Below are 23,185 nucleotides of genomic sequence, written 5' to 3'. Positions count from 1 at the left end.
AGTAACCCCTCTCGGGGTTCCTATGCAGCGTTCGGGATTACCGTAATTTACCGGGTGCGGCTGGTTTTTCCTATCGCCTTGGCATGGCGGCTGTTATAGCGGTAATCAAGCAGGGTTCGATGAAAGCCCCCGCGCCAGCGCGTGCCGACCTTACTGCTCTTGGGGTGAATTGGATGACGATATTTTCCGTCCGGCATGTCACCTCCTATCGGTATACGAGGCCGGTGGAGTTCGGCGAACACAGGCTGATGTTCAGGCCGCGGGATAGCTTCGACCAGACTTTACTGAGTTCCCAGCTCAACGTTTATCCAAAGCCGGACTATGTCCGGTGGATCCATGATGTCTTCGGCAATTGCGTCGCGCTGGTCGGGATATCGAAGGCGTCTTCCGAACTGCGGTTCGAAACCAATATCCGCCTCGACCACACGCCGCAGGTGGCGATGGACTTCCAGATCGACGAAGAGGCACTCACCTATCCGTTCGTATACGATCCGGAAGAAGCCTTCGATCTGGAGAGGACGATCCAGCGCCACTATCCCGATCCCGAGGACCGGGTTGGCAAATGGGCACGGCAATTCGTCAGGGTCGGCCATGCCACCGAAACCGGCCATCTGCTGATGACCATGTGCTTCGCGCTCCACGAGGGTTTCATCTACGCCAGGCGCTCCGAACACGGGACGCAACCGCCGCTCGAAACCCTGCAGCTGCGCCGCGGCACCTGCCGCGATTTCGCACTGCTGATGATGGAAGCGGCGCGGTCGCTCGGTTTGGCGGCGCGTTTCGTGACCGGCTATATCTACGTGCCCGACCGCGACGGCTCGATAACGCTCGGCGGCGGATCGACCCACGCCTGGTGTCAGGTCTATCTTCCCGGCGCCGGGTGGGTGGAATTCGATCCCACCAACGGTATCGTCGGCAATCGCGACCTGATACGCGTGGGTGTCGCTCGCGATCCGCGACAGGCGATCCCGCTATCGGGAAGTTACGATGGCGACGATACCGATTTCGACAGCATGTCCGTGCAGGTTAACGTGACGACCGATGACCAAAGCGTGAAACTCCACGGGTAACCGGAACACCCGGATTATTCGAGCGTTGCCGCTGAACTGCCATTTCGGCCAGAGTTTCTCCATAGGGATACGATCATGAAGATACGCGCAGGGTTTCGCATAGGGTATGAATGCCAGCACGATACGGCGATGCTACTGGTTCTGAATATCCATCCCTCGCGTCGCGCGGACCTTTTGAGCGACCAAGTGCTGAGCTTCGACCGCCCGATCGAGGCCTGGAGCTATCTCGACAGCTTCGGAAACGCCTGCAGCCGGATCGTGGCCCCGCCGGGGCTGACGACGATCTCGACCGAATTCGAGATCTACGACGACGGCATGCCTGACCCGGTGCCGCAAAATGCCTTCCAGCACGACATCAAGGATCTGCCGGACGACGTGCTGGTCTTCCTGCTCGGCAGCCGCTACTGCGACACCGACCGCCTGGCGGATTTTGCCTGGAAGACATTTTCCGCGACGCCTCTCGGCTGGCCGCGGGTGCAGGCGATCCTCGACTTCGCCCACAACCACATCACTTTCAACTACCAGAACGCGGATCCGCTGCGGACAGCCTTTGGAGGCTTTACCGATCGCACAGGCGTCTGCCGCGATTTCGCGCATCTCGCCATCACGCTTTGCCGCTGCATGAACATTCCGGCGCGTTACTGCACCGGCTATCTCGGCGATATCGGTGTCCCGGTGGATATCAACCCGATGGATTTCAGCGCCTGGTTCCAGGTCTATCTCGGCGGGCGCTGGAATACCGTCGATGCCCGTCATAACAAACCCCGCATCGGGCGCATTCTGATGGCGACCGGGCGAGACGCGACGGACGTGGCGCTTTCGACCGCCTTCGGCCCGGCGATCCTGGCTTCTTTCCAGGTGACGACCGAAGAAATACCGGCCTCCGCCTAAATCTTCAAACTGCCGGCCCTTCGGCGCTCAAGCCCGAAAGGGGGTACCGTTGATATTCTTCGGCCATCAACAAAAGCTACTCATGGTTGCGCTCTGCATGATTTTCAAAACAAAAAGTTGACACTTCGGTCATGATGCATTAGGTAGGGGACATCGATACTTTGTTTGCCGATATTTGTTTTTGCTGCGCATCGCGCTTCTTGACGAACTTTCCCTCTCAAAAGTCGAAACACCCGCCGTGCGTCGCCCGGCGGATTATCAATGTTGCTATGAAAGGGTTCGTTATGGCCACTGGCACAGTTAAATGGTTCAATGCCACCAAGGGCTTCGGCTTCATTCAGCCTGACGACGGCAGCGCCGACGTCTTCGTTCACATCTCGGCCGTCGAACGCGCTGGCATGAGCTCGATCGTTGAAGGTCAGAAGCTCGGCTTTGAACTTGAGCGTGACCGCAAGTCGGGCAAGATGTCCGCAGGCCAGCTTCAGGCTGCCTAAAACTTTAGCCTCCCATGACCACGGATGTACCGGCATGGCGGCAAAAGATATGTGAAGGCCAGGCATATGTCTGGCCTTTTTCCGTTGAGGCATTTGGCTGACGCGAACATCCGCATAACTTCCCGTTAAGCGCGATATTCGTTTTCAACCGCCACATTCAAGATCTGACAAGGAAGATACATTGAGACACCCGAGCGACAACAGCTTTGCCGAGCGCCGCAAGACAGCGGCGGATGCCAAGCGAGAGCTTTTGGCGAAGTTTGCGTCCGCCCCCAAACCGACCGATCCCGCCGTGCAGGAACGACGCGCCGAACGCGAGGCCCTTGCCGCCGCGAGAGAAGCCCGCCGTGCCGAGCGCGAAGCGCTGAAGGCGGCGGAGAACGAACGCCAGCTGCAGGAAGCTGCCGCATTGGCCGCAGCCGCGGAAGCCCATGAAAAGGCCGCAGCCGAGGCCCAGCAAGCGGAAACCAACGCCCGGGTTGCCCGGGTCGTTGCCGATGAAGCCGCCCGCAAGGCGGAGCGCGATCGTCGTTACGCGGCACGCAAGGCCCGTCAGGGCTGATATTCGAGGCATGTGCCTGAAACCATGCAGGCACATCCCGCTTCGGGCCCGCCGCATGCCGAGGCAAAAAAGGTGGATCGATTTCCATGAACGCCAGAGCCTATGCGCCAGCGCCCGATACCGAAGACGATATCGGCGCGTGGCTGAAGATTCTTTCTAAATATCGGCAGCCGCGTTTCGGACGCAGCAGCTTCGAACTGCTTGTCACGGTGCTGCCGTTCGCCGTCCTCTGGGCCGGCGCCTATATTTCCGTATTCCTGGGTTTCCCGATCGGGCTGATCCTCGTCCTTCCCGCCGCCGCTTTTCTGCTGCGGCTGTTCATGATCCAGCACGATTGCGGGCACGGCTCGTTCTTCGCACGTCGGCGCCTGGACAATTGGACCGGACGCGTACTGGGTGTCCTGACCTTGACGCCTTATGACTACTGGCGCCGGGCACATGCCGCCCACCATGCCTCGGCCGGCAACCTCGATGAACGCGGCGTCGGCGATATCACCACGCTGACGATCGCCGAATATCAGGCTCTTCCCTGGTCGCGCCGGCTGGCCTATCGCCTTTACCGCCATCCGCTGGTAATGTTCGGCATCGGACCCGCCTGGCTTTTCCTCTTCAAGCAGCGCCTGCCCTTTGGAATGATGGGGTCCGGCGCCCTGCCCTGGATTTCCACGATGGCGACCAATCTCGCGATCGCTGTTCTTGCGGCCTTGATGATATGGGCGATCGGGCTCGTGCCCTTTCTGCTGGTCCACCTGCCGATCGTGCTGATCGCAGGGGCCGCCGGCGTCTGGCTTTTCTACGTTCAGCACCAGTTCGAGGAGACCCATTGGTCGAAGACCGAGGACTGGCAGTTTCCGGAGGCCGCCCTTCACGGCGCCTCCCATTACGACCTGCCGCTGGTGCTTCGCTGGCTGACCGGCAATATCGGCATCCACCACGTCCATCACCTTTCGAGCAGGATACCCTACTACCGGCTGCCCGAGGTGTTGCGCGATCATCCCGAACTGGCCGGCATCGGCCGCATAACGCTTTGGCAGAGCATCCAATGCGTCAAACTCGTGCTCTGGGACGAAAAGAGCCGAAAGCTCCTGTCGTTTCGCGATGCCGCCAAGGCGGCGAAGACTTCTTAACCGCTGCAATCGGCGAGGCTGAAACCACTGCCTGAGCACCGATGCACAAAGACTACCTCCCTACCGATCAAGGACTGTACATTGAACACGACCGAGAACACCAAAACGACCACCGCCCCGACGCCGGCGGCGCATGCGCTGACTGTCGAGCTGACGCCGACCCAGGTCAGGGGCCTCAAGCTGGCGAAGGATGGTGACCTGTTCCCGCAGGAAGCCAAGAAGTGGACGCATCTGAACGCGGTCGTGACTTACGCGCGGAACGACCGGTTCAAGGAACGGCCGCAGAAGATCAAGTTCCTGACGACGACGACGCTGAACGAACTGCGGGAACACGGCCTTCTGCGTGTCCTCAACGAGGACGTCTCGGTGGAAGAATCGGCGCATGGAATCACCATGGCCGGCAAGATATGGCTTCTGAAGAACAAATAACCGATATGCGGTTATACCGTGCGATATGCAGCAGCCGGATCATGTGAAATACGGCTGCAGCAGATCTCTCTTCTCTTGAGGAGCAGAGAGAAATACCCTTGTATTTGTCCGTTTTCGACCCATATTAGCCGCAGGTAGCAGATTCAGAACGGGCGCTGCGATCAAGGGCGCGAGCCCTGGCCCCAAGGAGGAGGACGGCATGTCTTCCATCAGGCGAATCCAACCTTCTTCCCAGACAGGCCCGCAATTACACCGGGCGGGCTATGCACACCTGTTCCGCATCGCGGTGCCGGCTGTTTGCATGGCATTCATTCTCTTCATCCTGCTTCGCGACCTATTCTGACCTGGCAATGCGCATCATCAGAAACCCGGAACGCCGCCCCCAGAGAACGCGTTCCATCTCGAATTGAAACCGTCATGACCCTGATATTTCCGAACAGAAGCCGCAGTTTCGACGAAGCGCGCAAGGTCGTTCGCTTCCTGGGCTATGACGGCATGTTCGAAGTCAGGTTTTTCGTGGAAGCCGAAGCGCTCGCCAGCAGAACGGCGACGGGCATGTCGGAGAACGATTACCTCCAGGCCTTTGATGCGGCCAGATCCAGCATCCAGGATGCTGCAATGAGGGCATATCGCCCCAATCGCGGTACGACCTATACGCTGACGGCGGCCGATCTCGGCTAATCCGGGTGGAAATCTGATCGCCTACCGAGAGGCGGCCCGCTGCCTTCGAGGCTCCGGGCGCTCAACGCGGTCAATGAACCGTGGCCCGGTCAGTGCCCATATCATAGACCAATCCATCGTCCCAAGGTCCCGCGTCCCTGAGTGTATCGAGGCTGCCCCAGTCTCTCGATGCGGAGGACCAGAAGTGGACCTTCTCACACCCGTCCAGTTTTGCCCTTAGCTTGGCGAACTCGAAAAGATGTCTTGCAACGCGCTGGTCATCGAGAAGACTGACGGATGCAAAGAGAGGGATTTCGAGCTGGCGCCCGTAGACCGGGTGCTCGCGGGCGAAGACGTAGCAAAGGCCGCGAACATACCCTTGCGCATCCGTCACCGCCAGCCAATCACGGCGCAATGAGGCCGAAGCGGTCAGCCGCTTCCATCGCTGCAGATCCAGCCCTGACATGACCAGTTGGACGACCGCGTAAGCACGATAGACATCCGCAGCGTTGAGGACACCCACGTCGTAATCCATCTCCATATCCTCGCTCCAGGAAGGCCCATGCAGATCGCCGGGCCGGCTCTCCAAACTCTATTTCTGAGTGCTATCGGCGCCATGAACATTGACGCGCATCAACGGGCGCAGGGCTGAACCGTCGGCCCCGCGCTTGCGCTGGGTCAATGAAGCGGCCCGCGTCCGAGATAATCGTTGCGGCATTCATGCTTCCCACAACAAGGAGACGAACATGACGCGAACGATGAAAGCCGCTGTCGTGCACCAATTCGGCAAGCCACTTGCGATCGAATGCGTCCCGGTGCCCGTGCCGGGTCCAGGCGAAATCCTCGTCAAGGTCATGGCCTGCGGCGTCTGCCACACCGACCTTCACGCCGCCGATGGCGACTGGCCCGTCAAGCCCAACCCGCCGTTCATCCCCGGACACGAGGCGGCCGGCATCGTCGTCGAGCTCGGTCCGGGCGTGACAGGATTGAAAGAAGGCGACGCCGTCGGCGTTGCCTGGCTGCACGACGCATGCCTTGCCTGTGAATATTGCGAGACCGGCTGGGAGACGCTTTGCGAGCACCAGCACAATACCGGCTATAGCTGCAATGGCGGATTTGCCGAATATGTCATCGCATCCGCCGCCTTCGCCGCAAGACTGCCGCAGAATGTTGACTTTGCGGCAATCTCGCCGATCCTCTGCGCCGGCGTGACAACCTACAAAGGCCTCAAGGAGACCGAAGCGAGGCCCGGCGAATGGGTGGCGATTTCCGGCATCGGCGGGCTCGGCCACGTCGCAATTCAATATGCCAAGGCGATGGGTTTTCATGTGGTAGCACTCGACGTCAGTGCCGATAAGCTGGAACTTGCCCGCAGCCTCGGCGCCGACCTGATGGTGGATGCCCGCAGGCTTACCGCTGTCGAAGAGGTTATCAGTGCGACCGGCGGCGGCGCGCATGGCGTTCTGGTCACCGCCGTCTCGCCGCCGGCTTTCTCGCAGGCGATCCGAATGGTGAGACGCAAGGGAACTGTCAGCCTGGTCGGCTTGCCGCCCGGCGAGTTCCCGACGCCGATCTTCGATGTCGTGCTGAAACGCATCACCGTTCGCGGCTCGATCGTCGGGACACGACGCGATCTCGACGAGGCGATCGCCTTTGCCACGGAAGGCAAGGTCAAGGCGGAGATCCACAAGGCGCCGCTCGAAGAGATCAACGACATCTTCGCGCGCCTGAAGGACGGCAAGATTGACGGACGCATGGTGCTGGATTTTTCGTGAACACCCTTGTGATCATTCAGCGTCGGGCGACACACGCCCGGCGCTGAAATCATTCGTGCAGGATCGCTGCGGCAATGGCATCGGGCTCTTTCGACGCATCGAGATGCCGCCAGGTTATATCCGCGGGCTTGCGGGCCAATTGCCCGGACAGCACGTCGGTGGTGGCATCCGAGGGGCCTCCTGTCCGTTCGTGGACCCGCTGCCAGAGCAGTTCCGGATCTGCCTCGAGCCAGATACCCTGAAAGCTGGCATCGGTCTTTGCGGCCGCAGCCTCCATGAGGTGCCGATTGTCCGGGTCCTCGAAGACTGCGTCGGCGACGACGGATCCGCCCTGGGTGAGGATCAGTTCCGCATGCCTCGCCATCTCGTGATAGACCTTTCTCGATACATCGGGTTGGTAGGCGGAGATGGGAAGTCTCGTCTCGGCCGAGACGCCATGCAGGGCTTTCCGGATACGATCGCTTTCGACGATCCTCGCTCCCGGCGGCGCGCCGACCTTGGCGGCCAAGCAATCCGCGACCGTCGTCTTGCCGGAACCGCTGAGGCCGCCGATCGCGATCAGGCGCGGCGACGTTTCCCTCAGAAGACCATGGGCGAGATCGAAATAGGACTTCGCTTCCTGTCCCAGTCTGGCGGCATCCTGGCCTGGCTCTTCGGCCTGGGTCGCCGTCACATGCGCGCGGACCGCGGCCCTGATCGCCATCAGGAACGGCAGGAGGCAGAACCCACCGTCGTCGTCTGTTTCATCGAGATAGCGGTTCATCACCAGATTGGCGAGATCGGGGAAACCGCGGTGCCAGAGATCCATCAGCAGAAAGGCAAGGTCATAGAGGACATCGACGGTGGCGATCCCGAGATTGAATTCGATGCAGTCGAACAGGCAAGGCTTGCCGCCCAGCAGGCAGATGTTGCGCAAGTGAAGATCGCCATGGCAACGGCGGACCTTGCCTGCCAGTGCGCGCTGGTCGAGAAGTTCGTTGTGTTGCACGAGCCGGGACCTGAAGATCTCGCTGAGTTTCGCCACCTCTCCCGCACCGAAGACATGGCTGGTCGCAAACCCGGCATCGTTGATGTCGAGGACAGCCTCGATATTGGCCGCCCCGCCTCCTTTCGAAACAGCCGGTGCACGGCGATGATAGAACGCTATCATCCGAGCGGTCTGCGTCATCAGCTCCTGCGTCAGATGGCCAGCGATCGCCATCCGGTCGAAGAGCTGGCCCTGTTCGAACCGGGTCATTTCGACGACGGCATCGACGAGCGGCCCGTCGCCGTCGAACTCCAAAGTGCCGGCGTCCGAACGGGTGATCCGCCGCGCGCCGATATAGAGACCGGGAGCAGTCTCGCTGTTCAGCGCGACCTCCTTGCGGCAGGCATCCTCACGGATCGCGGCAGTCGAGAAATCGAGATAGGGAAGTTTGAGCGCTTTCTTCAGCTTGTAGACCCGGTCGCCGACGAGGAAAATCAACGAGATATGCGTCTCCATCCGCTCGACGGGGACTGCGATCCCATAGGATGCCGGGTTGGCCAGAAAGGCTGCCGTCTTGCTCTGATCTTCTGTCATCATGGCTGCACCTTATGCTGAACGGCACCGGCTCGACAGTCCACGGATCGCGGCGCCGGCACATTGAGCTGTGTCAAGGAAAGCGGCTCCGTTCCGGGCGACACAGGTCACCGTAGGCGCCCCCTCATGCGCTCTCAGCGAGAGGAACAGGTCGATTCCCGTGGACATCATGCTCAGACATCACGGCCGATACGAGGCCATCATCCGCCAAGCGATTTCGCTGCCGGCGATGCGGACGGCGGTCGTGCATCCATATTCGACCGAGACCTTGCGCTCTGCCGTGGAACTCAAGGAACAGGGCCTTCTCGATCCGGTCCTGGTCGGCCCGGAGCACAAGATCAGGGCGATAGCGGACGCCGCCGAACTTTCGCTTGCCGGCATCGACATCGAGCCCGTCGAGCACAGCCATGCGGCGGCCGACCGCAGCGTCGAACTTGCCTCGACGGCCAAGGTCGCTGCCCTGATGAAAGGCAGCCTGCACAGCGAAGAATTGCTTTCGGCAGTGGTCGCGCCGGCCTCGAAACTGAAGACCGGGCGGCGCATGAGCCATGTCTACGTCATGGACATTCCGGCCTATGACAAGCTACTGATCGTCACCGACGCGGCAATCAACATCCAGCCGGACCTCGATCAGAAGCGCGACATCTGCCAGAATGCTGTCGATCTCATGCACCTTCTCGGCGTCGCAAAGCCGCTTGTGGCGGTGCTGGCCGCCGTCGAGACCGTCAACAGCAAAATGCCCTCGACGCTGGACGCGGCGGCTTTGACCGTCATGGCGGCGCGCGGGCAGATCGAAGGGGCGGTCGTCGACGGTCCGCTCGCCTTCGACAATGCAATCAGCGTCGAGGCCGCGCAGGCAAAATGTATCGCCTCTCCGGTCGCCGGCCGGGCGGATATCCTGCTGGTTCCCGATCTCGAAGCCGGCAATATGCTCGCCAAGCAGCTCATTTATTTCGCCGGTGCAGACGCCGCAGGACTGGTCCTCGGCGCCCGGGTTCCTATCATACTGACAAGTCGTGCAGACCCGGCCAAGGTTCGAACCGCGTCGGCCGCTCTTGCGAGGCTCACTGCTGCGAAACGACTTGAAGCAAGGATGCCTCTATGACGGACAACCTTCTCCTGACGTTCAATGCCGGCTCTTCGACGGTGAAGATCGGCATCTTCAAGGTGGACGGCGACAGGCCGGAACGGATCGGCAAGGCCGTCGTCGATTTCGGGACCTACCCGCTGACGCTGCATCTAAAGGAAGGCCCGGAACAGTTCGAGCTGCCGCTGAAGGGCGAGGCCGGCGACGATCTCGCCGAGTTGATGGACGAGGTGTTCGGGGAACTCGGCAAACATTTCGACCTCGACGCCGTCACGTCCGCCGGCCACCGGATCGTCCATGGCGGCGACGTGTTCGGTGGCCCGGTGGAACTGGCGGCCGAGACGATCGCCAAGGTCCAGTCGTTGACGGAACTGGCGCCGCTTCACCAGCCGCAGGCGCTACGGATGATCAGGGCCATCAGGCACCTGCGGCCCGCGCTTTTCCAGACCGGCTCCTTCGACACCACCTTCCATGCGACGCAGGCAGACCTCGTGCGGCGTCTCGCCATCCCCCGCGCCTATCACGACCAGGGTATCAAGCGGTACGGCTTCCACGGACTTTCCTACCGGTATGTGGCTGGTGCACTCGTCCGGGAGGCCCCGGACATCGCGAACGGCAAAGTCGTCATCGCCCATCTCGGCAGCGGCGCCAGCCTCTGCGCCATCGAGAACGGAGAGAGCCGCGATTCCAGCATGGGATTTTCGACGCTCGACGGCATTCCGATGGCGACGAGGCCGGGCTGGCTCGATCCCGGCGTGGTGCTGCATTTCCTGGGTCCGCTCCGGAAATCGGTCGAGGAGGTGGAGGACATGCTCTACCACAAGTCCGGCCTGCTCGGCGTCTCGGGTCTCAGCGGCGATACCCGCGAACTGATCGCGGACGGCGGCAGCCGGGGCCAGGAGGCAATCGATCTTTTCGCGCTCAGGATCGCCGGCGAGGTCGGAAGGCTTGCCTCGACGGTCGGCGGTCTCGATGCGCTGGTCTTCACCGCCGGCATCGGGGAGAACCAGCCGGAGGTCCGGAAGCGCATCGCCGAACGCCTGCTCTGGCTCGGCGTCGAGCTGGATACGGCGGCAAACCACAGCAACGCCCTGAAGATCAGCACGCCCGCGGCCCGCGTCGCGGTTTATGTCATCCCGACCGACGAGGAGCGGATGATCGCCGAGGAATGCCTCGCCGTCCTCAATTCGCAGCCTTGATCCATGTCATGAGCCCGGGTGGAAACCCGCGGTAGATGTGGTCGACCTATCGAAGGAGAATGAGATGCAGCTCAAGACCACTGTGCCGGAAAACCATGAGACGACGGCGGAGGAACTGGCGCTCATCGACCGCTACTGGCGGGCGGTGAACTATCTCTCCGTCGGGCAGATCTATCTGCTCGACAATTCGCTCCTCAAGGAGCCGCTGAAGCCGGAGCATATCAAGCCGCGGCTGCTCGGCCACTGGGGCACCACCCCCGGCCTCAACTTCATCTATGCGCATCTCAACCGGATCATCCGCAACCGCGATCTCAGCATGATCTATGTCTGCGGTCCCGGCCATGGCGGGCCGGGGCATGGTCGCCAGCACCTATCTCGAAGGCACCTATAGCGAGATCTATCCCGAGATCGGCGAGGATGCGGCCGGCATGCGAAAGCTGTTCCGGCAGTTCTCGTTCCCGGGCGGCATTCCGAGCCATGCGGCGCCGGAAACGCCCGGCTCCATCCATGAAGGCGGCGAACTCGGCTACGCGCTGGTGCACGCCTTCGGCGCGGCCTTCGACAATCCGGACCTCGTCGTCGCCTGCGTCGTCGGCGACGGCGAGGCCGAAACCGGGCCGCTCGCCGCGAGCTGGCATTCGAACAAATTCCTGAACCCTGTCCGCGACGGTGCCGTGCTGCCGATCCTGCATCTCAACGGCTACAAGATCGCCAACCCGACGCTGCTCGGCCGCATGGCTGACGAGGATATCGACCATCTTTTCCGCGGCTACGGCTACGAACCGTTCTTCGTGGAGGGCCACGAGCCGGAAAAGATGCACCGGCAGATGGCTTCGACCTTCGACGCCGTCTTCGATCGCATCCGCGCGATCCAGGCTCAAGCGCGCGAAGGCAAGGCGCCTGAAACCTGCCCGCGCTGGCCGATGATCGTGCTGCGCAGCCCGAAAGGCTGGACGGGGCCGAAGGAAGTCGACGGCAAGATGGTCGAAGGTTTCTGGCGTGCCCATCAGGTGCCGGTCTCCGGCTGCCGCGAGGATGACGGTCACCGCAAGATCCTCGAGGACTGGATGCGGAGCTACGACCCGGAAGACCTTTTCGACGGCAATGGGCGCCTGAAGGAGGAATTGCGCGCGCTCTCGCCCCGGGGAGAACGCCGCATGGGGGCTAACCCGCGTGCCAATGGCGGCCTCATTCGCAAGGAACTCGTCGTGCCCGACATCCGCAACTATGCGGTGCCCGTCAACACGCCGGGTGCCGAGATGGTCCAGACGACGGAAATCCTCGGCAAATATCTGCGCGACGTGATGAAGCTCAACGACATTAATTCCAACTTCCGGATCTTCGGCCCTGACGAAACGGAATCGAACCGGCTCGGCAATATCTTCGAGGCCACCTCCCGTGTCTGGATGGAACGGATCGAGCCCTATGACGTGCACCTGTCGCGCGACGGCCGGGTGATGGAGGTGCTTTCCGAGCATCTCTGCCAGGGCTGGCTGGAAGGTTATCTGCTGACCGGCCGGCACGGCTTCTTCTCGTGCTACGAGGCCTTCATCCACATCGTCGACTCGATGTTCAACCAGCACGCCAAGTGGCTGAAAGTGTCGCGCGAGCTGCCGTGGCGCAAGCCCGTTTCCTCCCTCAACTATCTGCTGACCTCGCATGTCTGGCGGCAGGACCATAATGGCTTTTCCCACCAGGACCCCGGCTTCGTCGACCTCGTCGCCAACAAGAAGGCGGATATCGTGCGTATCTACCTGCCGCCGGATGCCAATACGCTTCTATGGATCGGCGACCACTGCCTGAAGACCTGGGACCGCGTCAACGTCATCGTCGCAGGCAAGCAGCCGGAACCGCAATGGCTGACGATGGACGAGGCGATCCGGCACTGCGAGGCCGGCATCGGCATCTGGGACTGGGCAGGCAACGAGAGCGGCGCGGTCGAGCCGGACGTGGTGATGGCCTGCGCCGGCGACGTGCCGACGCTCGAGACGCTTGCGGCAGTCTCCCTGTTGCGCGAAGCGATCCCCGACTTGAGGATCCGCGTCGTCAATGTCGTCGACCTGCTCGCCCTGCAATCTCAGGACCAGCATCCGCACGGACTGCCGGACGCGGAATTCGACCGATTGTTCACCCCCGACCGGCCGGTGATCTTTGCCTATCACGGCTATCCCTACCTCATTCACCGGCTGACCTACAAACGCACCAATCACCAGAACATCCATGTGCGCGGCTTCATCGAGGAAGGCACGACGACAACGCCCTTCGACATGACGGTGCTGAACGAACTCGACCGGTTCCACCTCGCTATCGAGGCAATCGCGCGCGTTCCCGGACTGAAGGAAAAGGCGGCTGATGTGGTCGACATGCTGAAGAGCAAGCTTGGCGAGCACACGCGTTATGTCCGCGAACATGGTGAAGACATGCCGGAAATCCAGAACTGGAAATGGTCGGCGCGCTGACGCGGTATCCATGAAGGTCCTGGCTTTCGGTCGGGGCCTTCACCCGGTTCGGGAAACTTGGCTTTCGACGCGAGATCACGTTTCGGTGTTTCCCGGCGATGTTTGTAACCAAGCGCACGCCTCTTCCGTAATCATGCAGGAAAGCAGATTATGGACCGGGAGGTTCCGCCATGATGAACAGACGTATATTCCTGGCCGGCAGCGCGCTGGCACTCGCCGTAGTCCCTCTGGCCGCGAGCATCCGCTCGACGTTCGCGGCGGCCGGAAACAGTTTCCCCGTGACCCATACGGCGGACGAATGGCGCAAGCTTTTGACGCCGGAGCAGTACAATATCCTGCGCGAGGAAGGCACCGAATATCCCGGCAGCAGCGCGCTCCTCAATGAGCATCGCAAGGGCACGTTCGCCTGTGTCGGCTGCGACCAGGCGCTTTTCTCGTCGGAAACGAAATTCGAAAGCGGCACCGGCTGGCCGAGCTTCTGGGCGCCCCTTAAGGACGCCGTCGGCACGGTGAGCGACACGACGCTCGGCATGGTCCGCGTCGCGGTTCATTGCGCCCGTTGTGGTGGCCATCTCGGCCATGTCTTCGACGACGGACCGAAGCCGACCGGTCTGCGCTACTGCATGAATGGCGCAGTCATGAAATTCCGTGCCGTATCGGCCTGATCCGCCGCCCTATCCTTCATTCACTTCGGTTGAGGAGACCGCCATGAAAAACAGAACGAAAACACCCTATACCCTCACCGCCTTTGCCGGCACTGCGCTGGTTTTGGCAGGCCTGATGTTTGGCGCGACCAGCAGCGCTACGGCCGAGGAAGGAATTGCCATCCCCGCTCCCGCGATCGACCAGGCGGGGAGCACGGCTGCGACCGAAACCGCCATCTTTGCCGGCGGCTGTTTCTGGGGTGTCCAGGGCGTGTTCCAGCATGTCGAAGGCGTCAAGAACGCCGTCTCCGGATATGCCGGCGGCGCCAAGGATACCGCCGCCTACGAGACGGTCGGTTACGGCAAGACGGGCCATGCGGAATCGGTCCGGGTAACCTTCGACCCGAAAAAGGTCACCTACGGGCACCTGCTGCAGATCTATTTCTCGGTCGCGCATGATCCGACCCAGCTCAACCGCCAGGGGCCGGATACCGGAACGCAGTATCGCTCGACGGTCTTCCCGACCAGCGAGGATCAGGCCCGCGTCGCCAAGGCCTATATCGACCAGCTCAACAAGGCCAAAATCTTCCATGCGGCGATTGCCACGACCATCGAGCCGGGCAAGGCCTTCTATCCGGCGGAAGCCTACCATCAGGACTTCCTGACCCAGAACCTGACCTATCCCTATATCGTCTATAACGACCTGCCGAAGATCGAGAACCTGAAGAAGCTGTTCCCGAGCGACTACCGCGACAAACCGGTCCTGGTCGCGCAGGCCGGTATCGGCAACTGAACGCATTTCAGGAAACCCGTAACATACGGCTCCCGTACTGCTTTAGCCCAAACGATATCGCCGCCCGTCCGGCGATATCGGCCGTCTCGAAGGCCTCAGCCTTCCTGCGCCGCCTCGGTGCGCCGTGCAACACCCGGAACGCAGAGGCAGGCGACGATGATGAGCGCAGTGATCAGGAACATCGTGATGAAGGTCATGTGCAGCGCGTGCTGAAGCGCGGACCTGATGGGCGAACCGGCCGCAAGTCCGCCGCCGACGCCCTGCAGCAGATCGCGCAACTGATCGGACGTGATCGGCCCCGTAATGGAATTGGCAAGCCCGTAGGTCAGGACGGCGCCGAGAAGCGCTGCACCGAGCGTGCTGCCGAGATTGCGGGAAAAGACGTTGGAGGCCGTCGCGCTGCCGCGTTCGGACCAGCCGACATTGTCCTGGATGATCACCAGGCCGGAGATATTGAGCAGGCCCATGCCGAAGCCCATCAGCAGCGAGCCGGCGCCTGCCTGGACGGGTGAGCTTTCCGGCGTCAGCAGCACCAGGAGAAACGCCCCGACCGGAACGAAGAGGCTGCCGGCGATCATCAGCGGCCGCAGTCCGAAGCGCGGGAACATCCGCGAGGCGAAGGTCCCGCCGCTCGGCCAGCCGACCAGCAGCATGGTCAGCGTGAACCCGGCCACCAGCGGCGAGCGGTTGAGCACCGTCTGCACGTACATCGGCAGGAAGGTCGTCAGCCCCATGATCGCCATGCTGGAGAGAAAGACCGCCGTATTGGCAAAAGCGATCGGCCGCTTCAGCCAGAGTTCCAACGAAACCATCGGAGCCGAGGCGCGCCGCTCCTGCCAGATGAACAGCAGGAAGCTGACGAGGAAGATCGCCAACGAAACGAACAGATAGCCGGTGGCACCTTCGGTTTCGGTGAGCGCGATCATCAGCGCGGAAATGGCCACGGCGAAGAGGCCTGCCCCCAGAAAGTCGATTGATGCCGTCCGGGTCTGCTTTTCTTCGTGCAGGTACACGATGAAGCCAATCGCCGACATGATGCCGATCGGCACGTTGATCCAGAACACCCAGGCCCAAGGCAGGCTGTGGACGATAATGCTGCCGAGCAACGGCCCGACGACCGCAGAAAGCGCCCAGACGCTGGCGAGATATCCCTGGACCTTGCCACGTTCCGCGCCCGGATACAGATCGCCGACGACCGTCATGATGACCGGCTGGATCGCACCGGCGCCGATGCCCTGCAACAGCCGGAAGGCGATCATCGACGGCATCGACCAGGCGAAACCTGCCAGAACCGAGGCGATCAGGAAAATCGCCGTACCGAACAGGATGATCGGCTTGCGGCCGTAGATGTCGGAAAGCTTGCCGAACACCACGGTCATCGCGGTCTGTGCCAGCAGGAAGGAGGAGAAGACCCAGCTATAGAGGTTTAATTGACCGAGCTGGGCGGCGATCTGCGGCATGGCCGTCGAGACGATCGTCGCCTCGATTGCGATCATCGCCATGCTTGCCATGACGGCCGCAATGACGAGCGCCCGGTTGGAGCTTGGATTGGTCATGGGTTCACCTGGGAACGCCGCGGGGCGAACACGATAGGGATGGATGTTCGGCGGTCAAACGGCCGTCGGTGGGGGATGTTTCTTAGTATTCCCCTCCGGGCCGACGTCAAGCGCGAAATCTGGCATTTATCAAGGATATAACGGGCCAATGAGCGTGGCAGGCGGTCAGACGGACTTGATTTCCGGCCGAACGGTGGTCCTGGCCGCCTCATCCCCGCCAGCCGCGACCTGATTGCGACCGTTGTTTTTCGCCCGGTAGAGCGCATGGTCGGCGCGCTCGAACAGTTCCGCGGTCGTCAGCTTGGCGCCTGCTGCGGGATAGAAGGTCGCGGTGCCTATGCTGATCGTCACGTGCCCCCAGGGAAGGTTCTTCTCATGCGGCAATTGAAGGCCGGCGACGCGCTGGCGGATGTTTTCCGCCGCCTTCAACGCACCGGCGCCATTCGTATCCGGCAACAGGACCGCAAGTTCCTCGCCGCCATAACGGGCGGCAAGATCCTTCGACCGACGGATCGAACCGCGCACGACAGTGGCAATCGCTCGCAGACAGTCGTCGCCGGAGGCGTGGCCATAGGTATCGTTGAACAGCTTGAAGTGGTCCGCGTCGATCATCAGAAGAGAGAGCGGCGCGTATTGCTGTGCCGCCTGCAACACCATGTCCTCGAAATGGATATTGAAGGAGCGGCGATTGGCGAGTTGGGTAAGTTCGTCGGTATTGGCGAGCGCATCCAGCTCTTCCTGGAGGCTCTTCTGACGCGTGACGTCGCGTGTGACGGCAACAATGCGAATATCGGTACCGCCGGTGCCGCCCGGCAGCCTGTTCAAAGTGGTCTCGAGCCAGATCTGCTTGCCGTCGGCCCGTTTGCGCCGGACGATCATATTTTCCCTGGTCGACCCTTCCCGCAGCCGGGCCATGACCTCGGTGACGGCACCGTGATCGTCCTCATGCAGGTTCTCGAGAATATGAGTGCCAAGCATCGCCTCGGCGTCGACACCGAGTATCTCCCTGACCGATGGCGAGAGATATTCCCTGATCCCATGGCCGTTGAAGCGTTGAATCAGGTCGCCCGAACCTTCCGCAAGCAGCCGGAATTCCGCTTCGCGCGCCACCAGCAGTGCTTCGCTCGCCCGCCGCAACATCACCTGGCGCCGCCAGCGCCAAACCAGGAAGCCGGTGATCGCCACCAGGATAAGGCACGCGACCCATCGTATCCGCGCGCCCTTCATCCAGGTCGCCAGCGCTTCGGACTGGGATACCGCAGCAAGTCCGACCAGGCCGCTGCGCTCGCTCTGATAAAAGCCGCCTATGCGTTGCAGGCCATCAATCGGGGAGACGTAGTGATAGGAGCCGGAATGCCGTTGGCGGAGATGGTCCGTGAACAGATCGTAGGACGAGATGCTCGATCCAAGCAGCGTCTGGAGGAATGGCGCACGCGCCAGCACGACGCCGTCGCGGCGAACCAACAGGAACGAGCCCTCGCTGCCCAGGCTGAAGCCCTGAAAGAAGTTGGTCAATTCGGTGAGGATGAATGCCGCCAGCGCAACGCCGCCGAAACTTCCGTCCGGATTGCTGATCCTCTGCGTGACCGGCAATATCCACTGACCGTTCAACTTGTTCTTCAACGGCCTGCCCAATACGGGCTCGCGCGTGTCTGAGGATTGGTGGAATACAAAATACTCCCTATCCGAAAAATTCATGCCGCTGGCGTCGATCGAAGACGATGTCGCGACCATTCTGCCATCGGCATCGATGACGGCGAGGGCGTCGAGCCAAGGGGTGGTCTCGACCTGTCGTTTCATCACCTGGGTGATCTTTGCCGGCATGTCCACCACGTCGCGTTCCTGCTCGATGCGGGTGATCAGGGCCGCCAGCGGAAACCTCGCCATGTCGACCGTGTCGTCGGCATGCTGCACCAGCGCCTTGGCCGTCTGGGCCAGGCCCGCCTCGATGCCGGCGACCTGGGACCTCCAGCTGGAATATTCTCCCCAGGCGATCAGGCCGACGAAGCCGGAGACGGCAAATGCAACGGCAGCAAACGTCCTGGCGGGCAGGAATTTGATTGCACCTATCATCTCTCTCTCCCAAACCGACGCAACAGGGCGCCCCAGGAGTTGCGATCCGCCGGTCAAGGACATTAGGAAGAAGTCGTTTACGTTCGCCTAATCCAACTTACCCGCATTTTAATCATAGATTTGCTGGGCAAAGACGCGAATGAACGTCCTGGACGCCGGTAGCTCGCCGAATGGCTGCAGCCACCTCCTCCTCACGCACGCGCCGCGCGATGCAGGACAGAATATTCAAGTGGTCCGAACGGTTCTGCGGATTGAGAAGCAGGAATACGAGATCGACCGGCTCGTCGTCCACCGCCTCGAAATCGACTGGCTTCGCCAGCCGCGCGAAAAAGGCAGAAATGCCGATCGAGGCCCTGCACGTTTGCATGCGGAATGGCAATGCCGGCACCGATCCCTGTCGAACCCAGGGCTTCGCGGTTGGTCAGCACCCGGACGATCTCGCCGGCATCGAGCGCCAGCCTTTCGGCGGCCAGCGCGGCGAGTTGCCGGATCAGGATCGCCTTCGACGGCGGCGCCAGATCCAGCACGATATTCTCCGGCGGGAGATAATCCCGAAGTTTCATGGGGGTCATGTCCATTGATGAAAATAGCAGCGCCTATTGGCCTTCCTGCAGCCGATAACCGACGCCGGTTTCGGTCAGGATATATTGCGGCTGATCGGGCGCTTTCTCGATCTTCTGGCGAAGCTGGCGCACATAGACGCGCAGGTATTGCACGTCGGTCAGGCCATCCCAGACATGTTCGAGGAGGAACCGGTGGGTCAGGACCTTGCCCGCATGCTGCACCAGGATACGCAGGATGTCGTATTCCTTCGGCGACAGCTTGATCTCCTTGTCGGCAACCTTGACGATGCGCTTGACGAGGTCGACCGAAAGCTCACCGGTCTGGAAGACGGGTTTTTCGCCCTGTGTCTGCAGCCGATGGCGCAGTGCCACCCGGATGCGGGCGACGAGTTCGTTCATGCCGAAGGGTTTCGCCACATAGTCGTCGGCGCCGAGTTCGAGCGCCTTGACGATGCCGGCCTCGTCGGTGCGACTGGAGAGGATGACAATCGGCAAATCCAGCCCCTCGCCCCGCCATCTGGCCAGCAGATCGTGACCCGGCATATCCGGCAGGCCTAGATCGAGGATGATCAGGTCCGGCTTTTCTGATCTTACGAGATCGATCGCGACCTTGGCGTTCATCGCCTCGCTGACGGCATAGCCCTGGGTGGAGAGGCCCACGCGCAAGAGCTTGCGGATCGGCGGCTCGTCATCGACGATCAGGACGCGCACCGCGGTATTGGTCATTCCTGTTCTCCCATAATGGGCATTTCAGTCGGCACCGGCATCCGGATCGTGAAGATCGCACCCGGGCGATCGGACCGGTTGGACGCCCGGATTGTACCGCCCATGGCCTCGATGAAGCCGCGGCAGATGGAAAGGCCGAGCCCCGTGCCTGCCCGCACATGGTCACCCTTCCGCACCCTGTAGAAACTGTCGAAGATCCGCTCCAGATCGTCGGGCGGGATGCCAGGTCCCTCGTCCATCACCGAGATAAGGATTGAACCGCCATCCTGCCAGCCACGGATATCGATGACTGTGTCTTCCGGCGCGTACTTGGCGGCATTGTCGATGAGGTTGAACAGGACCTGCTCGAACAGGACCGGATCGACCTTCAGCATCGGCATGTCGGCGGGAATGCGGACATTGAGCTTGTGGGCGGAGACAATCTTCGCGGTCCGGCTCAAGGCCGTGCCAACGATATCGCCGGCGAAATGAAAGGCGTAGTTCGGCTCCATGGCACCGGAGCCGATGCGGGTCATATCGAGCAGGTTGGAGATGAAACGGTTCAACCGCTCCGACTCGTCGACGACGCTGGTCAGCAGTTCGGCACGCGCCTCTTCCGGAATGTCGGCGCCAAAATCCTTGAGCGTGCCCGCCGACCCCATGATCGCGGCAAGCGGCGTCTTCAGGTCATGCGAGATCGAGGTGAGCAGCGCGGTGCGCAGGCGGTCGGTCTCGGCGGCGAGCTTGGCCTTGTCGACATCGGAGACAAGCTGGATGCGCTCGATCGCCAGCGCTGCCTGATCTGTCAGCGCATCGAACAGCCGCTGCTGTTCAGGGGTGAGCAATGGTCCCTGCTTATCGTTGTCGAGACCGATGACGCCGACCGCTTCGCGGCCGGTGCGCATCGGCAGGTAAAGACGTTTGGCCCCCGGCAACGTGTCGGCGGCGCGGCCGGCCGGGCGATTATGCTCCCAGGCCCATTTGGCGGCGGCGATATCCGCATCCACCAGCGTGTCGTCCGGCGGGTAACCGGCCTTGACGGCGATCGAGCCGTTTTCCGGCAGCAGGATGACCACCCGGACCTTCAGCATCGAGGCTATCTGGAAGGCGGTCGCCCAGAGCACATCGTCCAGCGTGCCGGTACCGGCGAGTTTCTTCGAGAAGAGATAGAGGTCTTCGGTGGTGCGCGCCCGCTGGCGGGCCGCCGCCGCCTGGCGCTGCACGGCCGCCGTCAGGTTTGAAGCAACGACCGCGACGCCAAGATAGAAGAACAGCGCCACCAGGCTTTCCGGATCCCGGACCGTAAACGTGTAGCGCGGTTCGAGAAAAAAGAAGTTGAAGGAGAGCGCCCCGGCCACCGAAGCGAACAAGCCCGGCCCCAGCCCGCCGCGCACCGCGGCCGCCAACACCGCCATGAGGAAAACGAGGGCAAGGTTGCGGACGTCGAGCGTCTGGTCGAGCGCAGCACCGGCGATGATCGCGAGAGCCACGAAAATCGTACTTTTGACATAGGGCTTGAAGCGGAAGGCCTTGGGCAGCTGCGCCGCCTTCAGGCCTCGTTTCGGTTCGCCTTCCTTGGTGTCGCCGGAGATGACATGGACGCTGATATCGCCCGCGTAGCGGATCAGGTCATAGGTAACCGACCCCTGCAAGATCTGCCGCCAGCGCGGTCTGGCCGGGCGTCCGACGACGATATGGGTGAAGTTGTTGGCATTCCCATAAGCAATGATCTCGCGCGACGGCTGCAGCGCCGGTAGCGTCACGGTCTCGCCGCCGAGCTGTTCGGCCAGCCGCATGTTGGCCGCCAGCCGGTCCTTGTCCTGTTCGGGCAGATTGACCGACTGCGGCGTTTCCAGATGCAGCGCCGCCCAGGGCGCGCGCAGGCGATCGGCCTGGCGGCGGGCGTACCGCACCAGGCTCGCGCCGTTCCTGCCGTGGTCGAGGCAGACGAGCACCCGATCGCCGGCCGCCCAGGGGCCGGAAATCGCATGCGCCTGCATATGGTTCAAAAGCTGCTCGTCAACCCGTTGGGCGGTGCGGCGGAGCGCCAGTTCGCGCAGCGCCGTCAGGTTTCCAGGTGAAAAGTAGTTCTCGATCGCGCGCCGCGCCGTCTGCGGCACATAGACCTTGCCGTCGTTCAGCCGCTTGATGAGGTCGTCGGGGGTAATATCGATGATCTCGACGTCGTCGGCCCGGTCGATGATGCTGTCCGGCACCGTCTCACGCACCCGGACACGGGTGATCTGTGCCACCACGTCGTTCAGGCTCTCGACATGCTGGATGTTGAGCGTCGAATAGACGTCGATACCTTGGCTGAGGATTTCCTGCACATCCATGTAGCGCTTCGGATGGCGGCTGCCGGCGGCGTTGGTATGAGCAAGTTCGTCGACCAGAACGAGCGCCGGACGGCGCGCGAGAATAGCGTCGAGGTCCATTTCATCGAGCTGCTGGCCGCGATAATCGATCGCCTTGCGGGGCACGATCTCGAAGCCCTCGACCAGCGCCTCGGTCTCCTGGCGGCCATGGGTTTCGACCACGCCGATCACCACGTCGAGACCGTCCGCCCTGCGGGCGCGGCCGGACATCAGCATCTCGTAGGTCTTGCCGACGCCGGGCGCAGCGCCCAGGAAAATCTTCAGCCGCCCGCGCGCCTCACGCTCGGCATGCTCCAGAAGCGCATCCGGCGAAGGCCTGTTCTCACTCTCGCGACTGTCGTCGGGCATGCGGTTTGGTCTTTCGTGTCGGTGGGTGACACCCCCTCACCCGGCCTCCGCTACGCTCGGCCACCCTCTCCCCGAGGGGAGAGGAGGACCGGAAACGCCGCGGCATAACTTTCTTCTCCCCGGCGGGGAGAAGGTGGCCCGAAGGGTCGGATGAGGGGGCGACGCAACTTGCTACTTCATCGAGTCATAGGAGCATCAATCGCCATATTCAACGCAAGCACATTGACCACAGGTTCGCCTAGAAAACCGAGTTCGCGGCTTTCGACATGAGCTTCGACGAGCGCGCGGACCGCTGCCTCATCCATGTTGCGGGCCTTGGCGACGCGCGGCACCTGGAAGAGCGCGGCTTCCGGCGAGATATGTGGGTCGAGGCCGCTGCCGGAGGCCGTGACGAGGTCGATCGGCACCTCCGCGTTCGGGTTGGTCGCCTTGGCGGCTTCGTAGTCCGTCTTCACCCGATCGATCAGCTTGGCGCTGGTGGGGCCGAGGTTGGAGCCGGAGGACGAGGCGGCGTTGTAACCGTCGCCGGCAGCAGACGGACGACCGTGGAAGTACTGGTCGGCGGTGAAGGCCTGGCCGATAAGGGCCGAGCCGACAACGGTTCCGTCCTTCTCGATCAGGCTGCCATTTGCCTGGACGGGGAAGACGGCCTGGGCGATGCCGGTCATGGCGAAGGGGTAGATCAGGCCGGTAATGGCCGTGGTAGCGACGATCATGACGATCGCAGGGCGAAGTTGCTTGAACATTGTCATTTCTCCGAAAAGCGTTTTCAAGCGAAGTGGATGCCGGTTCGCGTGAAGAAACCGCGTAAAAT

At 61.9% G+C, this 23,185-nt stretch carries 21 protein-coding genes and 2 pseudogenes; 14 read left to right on the top strand and 9 right to left on the bottom strand.

What is annotated here, in order from left to right; all coding sequences use genetic code 11:
* Positions 1-173: 173 nt before the first annotated feature.
* The 8 genes from ACZ9IU_RS04210 (at position 174) to ACZ9IU_RS04175 (ending at position 5,254) form a co-directional block, all read left to right on the top strand.
* Positions 174-1,070: a transglutaminase family protein gene (locus ACZ9IU_RS04210; RefSeq protein WP_038540031.1), complete on the top strand. Its 897-nt coding sequence runs from the start codon at positions 174-176 to the stop codon at positions 1,068-1,070.
* Positions 1,071-1,145: 75 nt separating this feature from the next.
* Positions 1,146-1,961: a transglutaminase-like domain-containing protein gene (locus ACZ9IU_RS04205; protein WP_038540029.1), complete on the top strand. Its 816-nt coding sequence runs from the start codon at positions 1,146-1,148 to the stop codon at positions 1,959-1,961.
* A gap of 284 nt (positions 1,962-2,245) precedes the next feature.
* Entirely contained in the window at positions 2,246-2,455 is a 210-nt protein-coding gene (locus tag ACZ9IU_RS04200) for a cold-shock protein (protein WP_037085395.1), read from the top strand.
* 181 nt (positions 2,456-2,636) lie between these two features.
* Entirely contained in the window at positions 2,637-3,017 is a 381-nt protein-coding gene (locus tag ACZ9IU_RS04195; RefSeq protein WP_038540025.1) for a DUF6481 family protein, read from the top strand.
* A gap of 86 nt (positions 3,018-3,103) precedes the next feature.
* Positions 3,104-4,144, top strand: a complete 1,041-nt coding sequence (locus ACZ9IU_RS04190) for a fatty acid desaturase (protein WP_038540022.1) — start codon at positions 3,104-3,106, stop codon at positions 4,142-4,144.
* Between the two features lie 138 nt (positions 4,145-4,282).
* Positions 4,283-4,573, top strand: a complete 291-nt coding sequence (locus tag ACZ9IU_RS04185; protein WP_038548735.1) for a hypothetical protein — start codon at positions 4,283-4,285, stop codon at positions 4,571-4,573.
* 199 nt (positions 4,574-4,772) lie between these two features.
* The gene (locus tag ACZ9IU_RS04180) at positions 4,773-4,916 is read left to right on the top strand and encodes a hypothetical protein (protein ID WP_157885070.1); all 144 of its coding nucleotides are present in this window, start codon (positions 4,773-4,775) and stop codon (positions 4,914-4,916) included.
* Between the two features lie 74 nt (positions 4,917-4,990).
* Positions 4,991-5,254: a DUF1488 family protein gene (locus ACZ9IU_RS04175; RefSeq protein ID WP_038540019.1), complete on the top strand. Its 264-nt coding sequence runs from the start codon at positions 4,991-4,993 to the stop codon at positions 5,252-5,254.
* 70 nt (positions 5,255-5,324) lie between these two features.
* Here the strand turns inward: ACZ9IU_RS04175 and ACZ9IU_RS04170 are convergent, their stop codons facing one another.
* A complete protein-coding gene (locus tag ACZ9IU_RS04170; RefSeq protein ID WP_157885069.1) occupies positions 5,325-5,768 on the bottom strand; it encodes a hypothetical protein in 444 nt (147 codons plus the stop codon).
* 211 nt (positions 5,769-5,979) lie between these two features.
* Between ACZ9IU_RS04170 and adhP the strand changes: the two genes are divergently transcribed.
* Entirely contained in the window at positions 5,980-7,008 is a 1,029-nt protein-coding gene (gene adhP / locus ACZ9IU_RS04165; RefSeq protein WP_038540015.1) for an alcohol dehydrogenase AdhP, read from the top strand.
* 49 nt (positions 7,009-7,057) lie between these two features.
* On the opposite strand, the gene ACZ9IU_RS04160 is transcribed toward adhP, so the two are convergent.
* Positions 7,058-8,572, bottom strand: a complete 1,515-nt coding sequence (locus tag ACZ9IU_RS04160) for a bifunctional aminoglycoside phosphotransferase/ATP-binding protein (protein WP_038540012.1) — start codon at positions 8,570-8,572, stop codon at positions 7,058-7,060.
* 67 nt (positions 8,573-8,639) lie between these two features.
* Between ACZ9IU_RS04160 and ACZ9IU_RS04155 the strand changes: the two genes are divergently transcribed.
* From ACZ9IU_RS04155 to msrA, 5 genes and pseudogenes are all read left to right on the top strand, one after another.
* Complete coding sequence (locus tag ACZ9IU_RS04155; RefSeq protein ID WP_498956756.1) at positions 8,640-9,674, top strand: bifunctional enoyl-CoA hydratase/phosphate acetyltransferase; 1,035 nt, start codon at positions 8,640-8,642, stop codon at positions 9,672-9,674.
* Complete coding sequence (locus ACZ9IU_RS04150; RefSeq protein WP_038540009.1) at positions 9,671-10,855, top strand: acetate/propionate family kinase; 1,185 nt, start codon at positions 9,671-9,673, stop codon at positions 10,853-10,855. Before ACZ9IU_RS04155 ends, ACZ9IU_RS04150 begins: the two co-directional genes overlap by 4 nt.
* 64 nt (positions 10,856-10,919) lie before the next feature.
* Positions 10,920-13,314, top strand: a pseudogene (locus tag ACZ9IU_RS04145) (phosphoketolase family protein).
* A gap of 170 nt (positions 13,315-13,484) precedes the next feature.
* Positions 13,485-13,979 carry a peptide-methionine (R)-S-oxide reductase MsrB gene (msrB, locus tag ACZ9IU_RS04140; protein ID WP_038540003.1) on the top strand — a complete coding sequence of 165 codons (495 nt, stop codon included), beginning with the start codon at positions 13,485-13,487 and terminating at the stop codon, positions 13,977-13,979.
* A 43-nt stretch (positions 13,980-14,022) separates the two neighbouring features.
* On the top strand, positions 14,023-14,751 hold the full coding sequence (gene msrA / locus ACZ9IU_RS04135; RefSeq protein ID WP_038540000.1) for a peptide-methionine (S)-S-oxide reductase MsrA: 729 nt from the start codon (positions 14,023-14,025) through the stop codon (positions 14,749-14,751).
* Positions 14,752-14,846: 95 nt separating this feature from the next.
* Here msrA and ACZ9IU_RS04130 read toward each other — a convergent pair whose 3' ends face one another.
* The 7 genes and pseudogenes from ACZ9IU_RS04130 to kdpC all read right to left on the bottom strand — a co-directional run bounded on the left by ACZ9IU_RS04130 (position 14,847) and on the right by kdpC (position 23,117).
* The gene (locus ACZ9IU_RS04130) at positions 14,847-16,307 is read right to left on the bottom strand and encodes an MFS transporter (RefSeq protein WP_038539997.1); all 1,461 of its coding nucleotides are present in this window, start codon (positions 16,305-16,307) and stop codon (positions 14,847-14,849) included.
* A gap of 165 nt (positions 16,308-16,472) precedes the next feature.
* Positions 16,473-18,380: a sensor domain-containing diguanylate cyclase gene (locus ACZ9IU_RS04125; RefSeq protein WP_038539993.1), complete on the bottom strand. Its 1,908-nt coding sequence runs from the start codon at positions 18,378-18,380 to the stop codon at positions 16,473-16,475.
* Between the two features lie 112 nt (positions 18,381-18,492).
* Complete coding sequence (locus ACZ9IU_RS04120) at positions 18,493-18,747, bottom strand: PTS sugar transporter subunit IIA (protein WP_498956752.1); 255 nt, start codon at positions 18,745-18,747, stop codon at positions 18,493-18,495.
* Positions 18,725-18,943 (bottom strand): annotated as a pseudogene (locus tag ACZ9IU_RS04115) (PTS sugar transporter subunit IIA); the annotation flags it as partial. The pseudogene ACZ9IU_RS04115 and the gene ACZ9IU_RS04120, both read right to left, overlap by 23 nt.
* A gap of 33 nt (positions 18,944-18,976) precedes the next feature.
* Positions 18,977-19,669 carry a response regulator transcription factor gene (locus ACZ9IU_RS04110; RefSeq protein WP_038539990.1) on the bottom strand — a complete coding sequence of 231 codons (693 nt, stop codon included), beginning with the start codon at positions 19,667-19,669 and terminating at the stop codon, positions 18,977-18,979.
* The gene (locus ACZ9IU_RS04105; protein ID WP_038539987.1) at positions 19,666-22,371 is read right to left on the bottom strand and encodes a DUF4118 domain-containing protein; all 2,706 of its coding nucleotides are present in this window, start codon (positions 22,369-22,371) and stop codon (positions 19,666-19,668) included. Before ACZ9IU_RS04105 ends, ACZ9IU_RS04110 begins: the two co-directional genes overlap by 4 nt.
* 176 nt (positions 22,372-22,547) lie before the next feature.
* On the bottom strand, positions 22,548-23,117 hold the full coding sequence (kdpC, locus tag ACZ9IU_RS04100; protein WP_038539984.1) for a potassium-transporting ATPase subunit KdpC: 570 nt from the start codon (positions 23,115-23,117) through the stop codon (positions 22,548-22,550).
* Positions 23,118-23,185 lie beyond the last annotated feature (68 nt).

The organism is Mesorhizobium sp. USDA 4132 (assembly GCF_056279545.1).
This window is presented reverse-complemented; position numbering and strand designations above follow the sequence as displayed.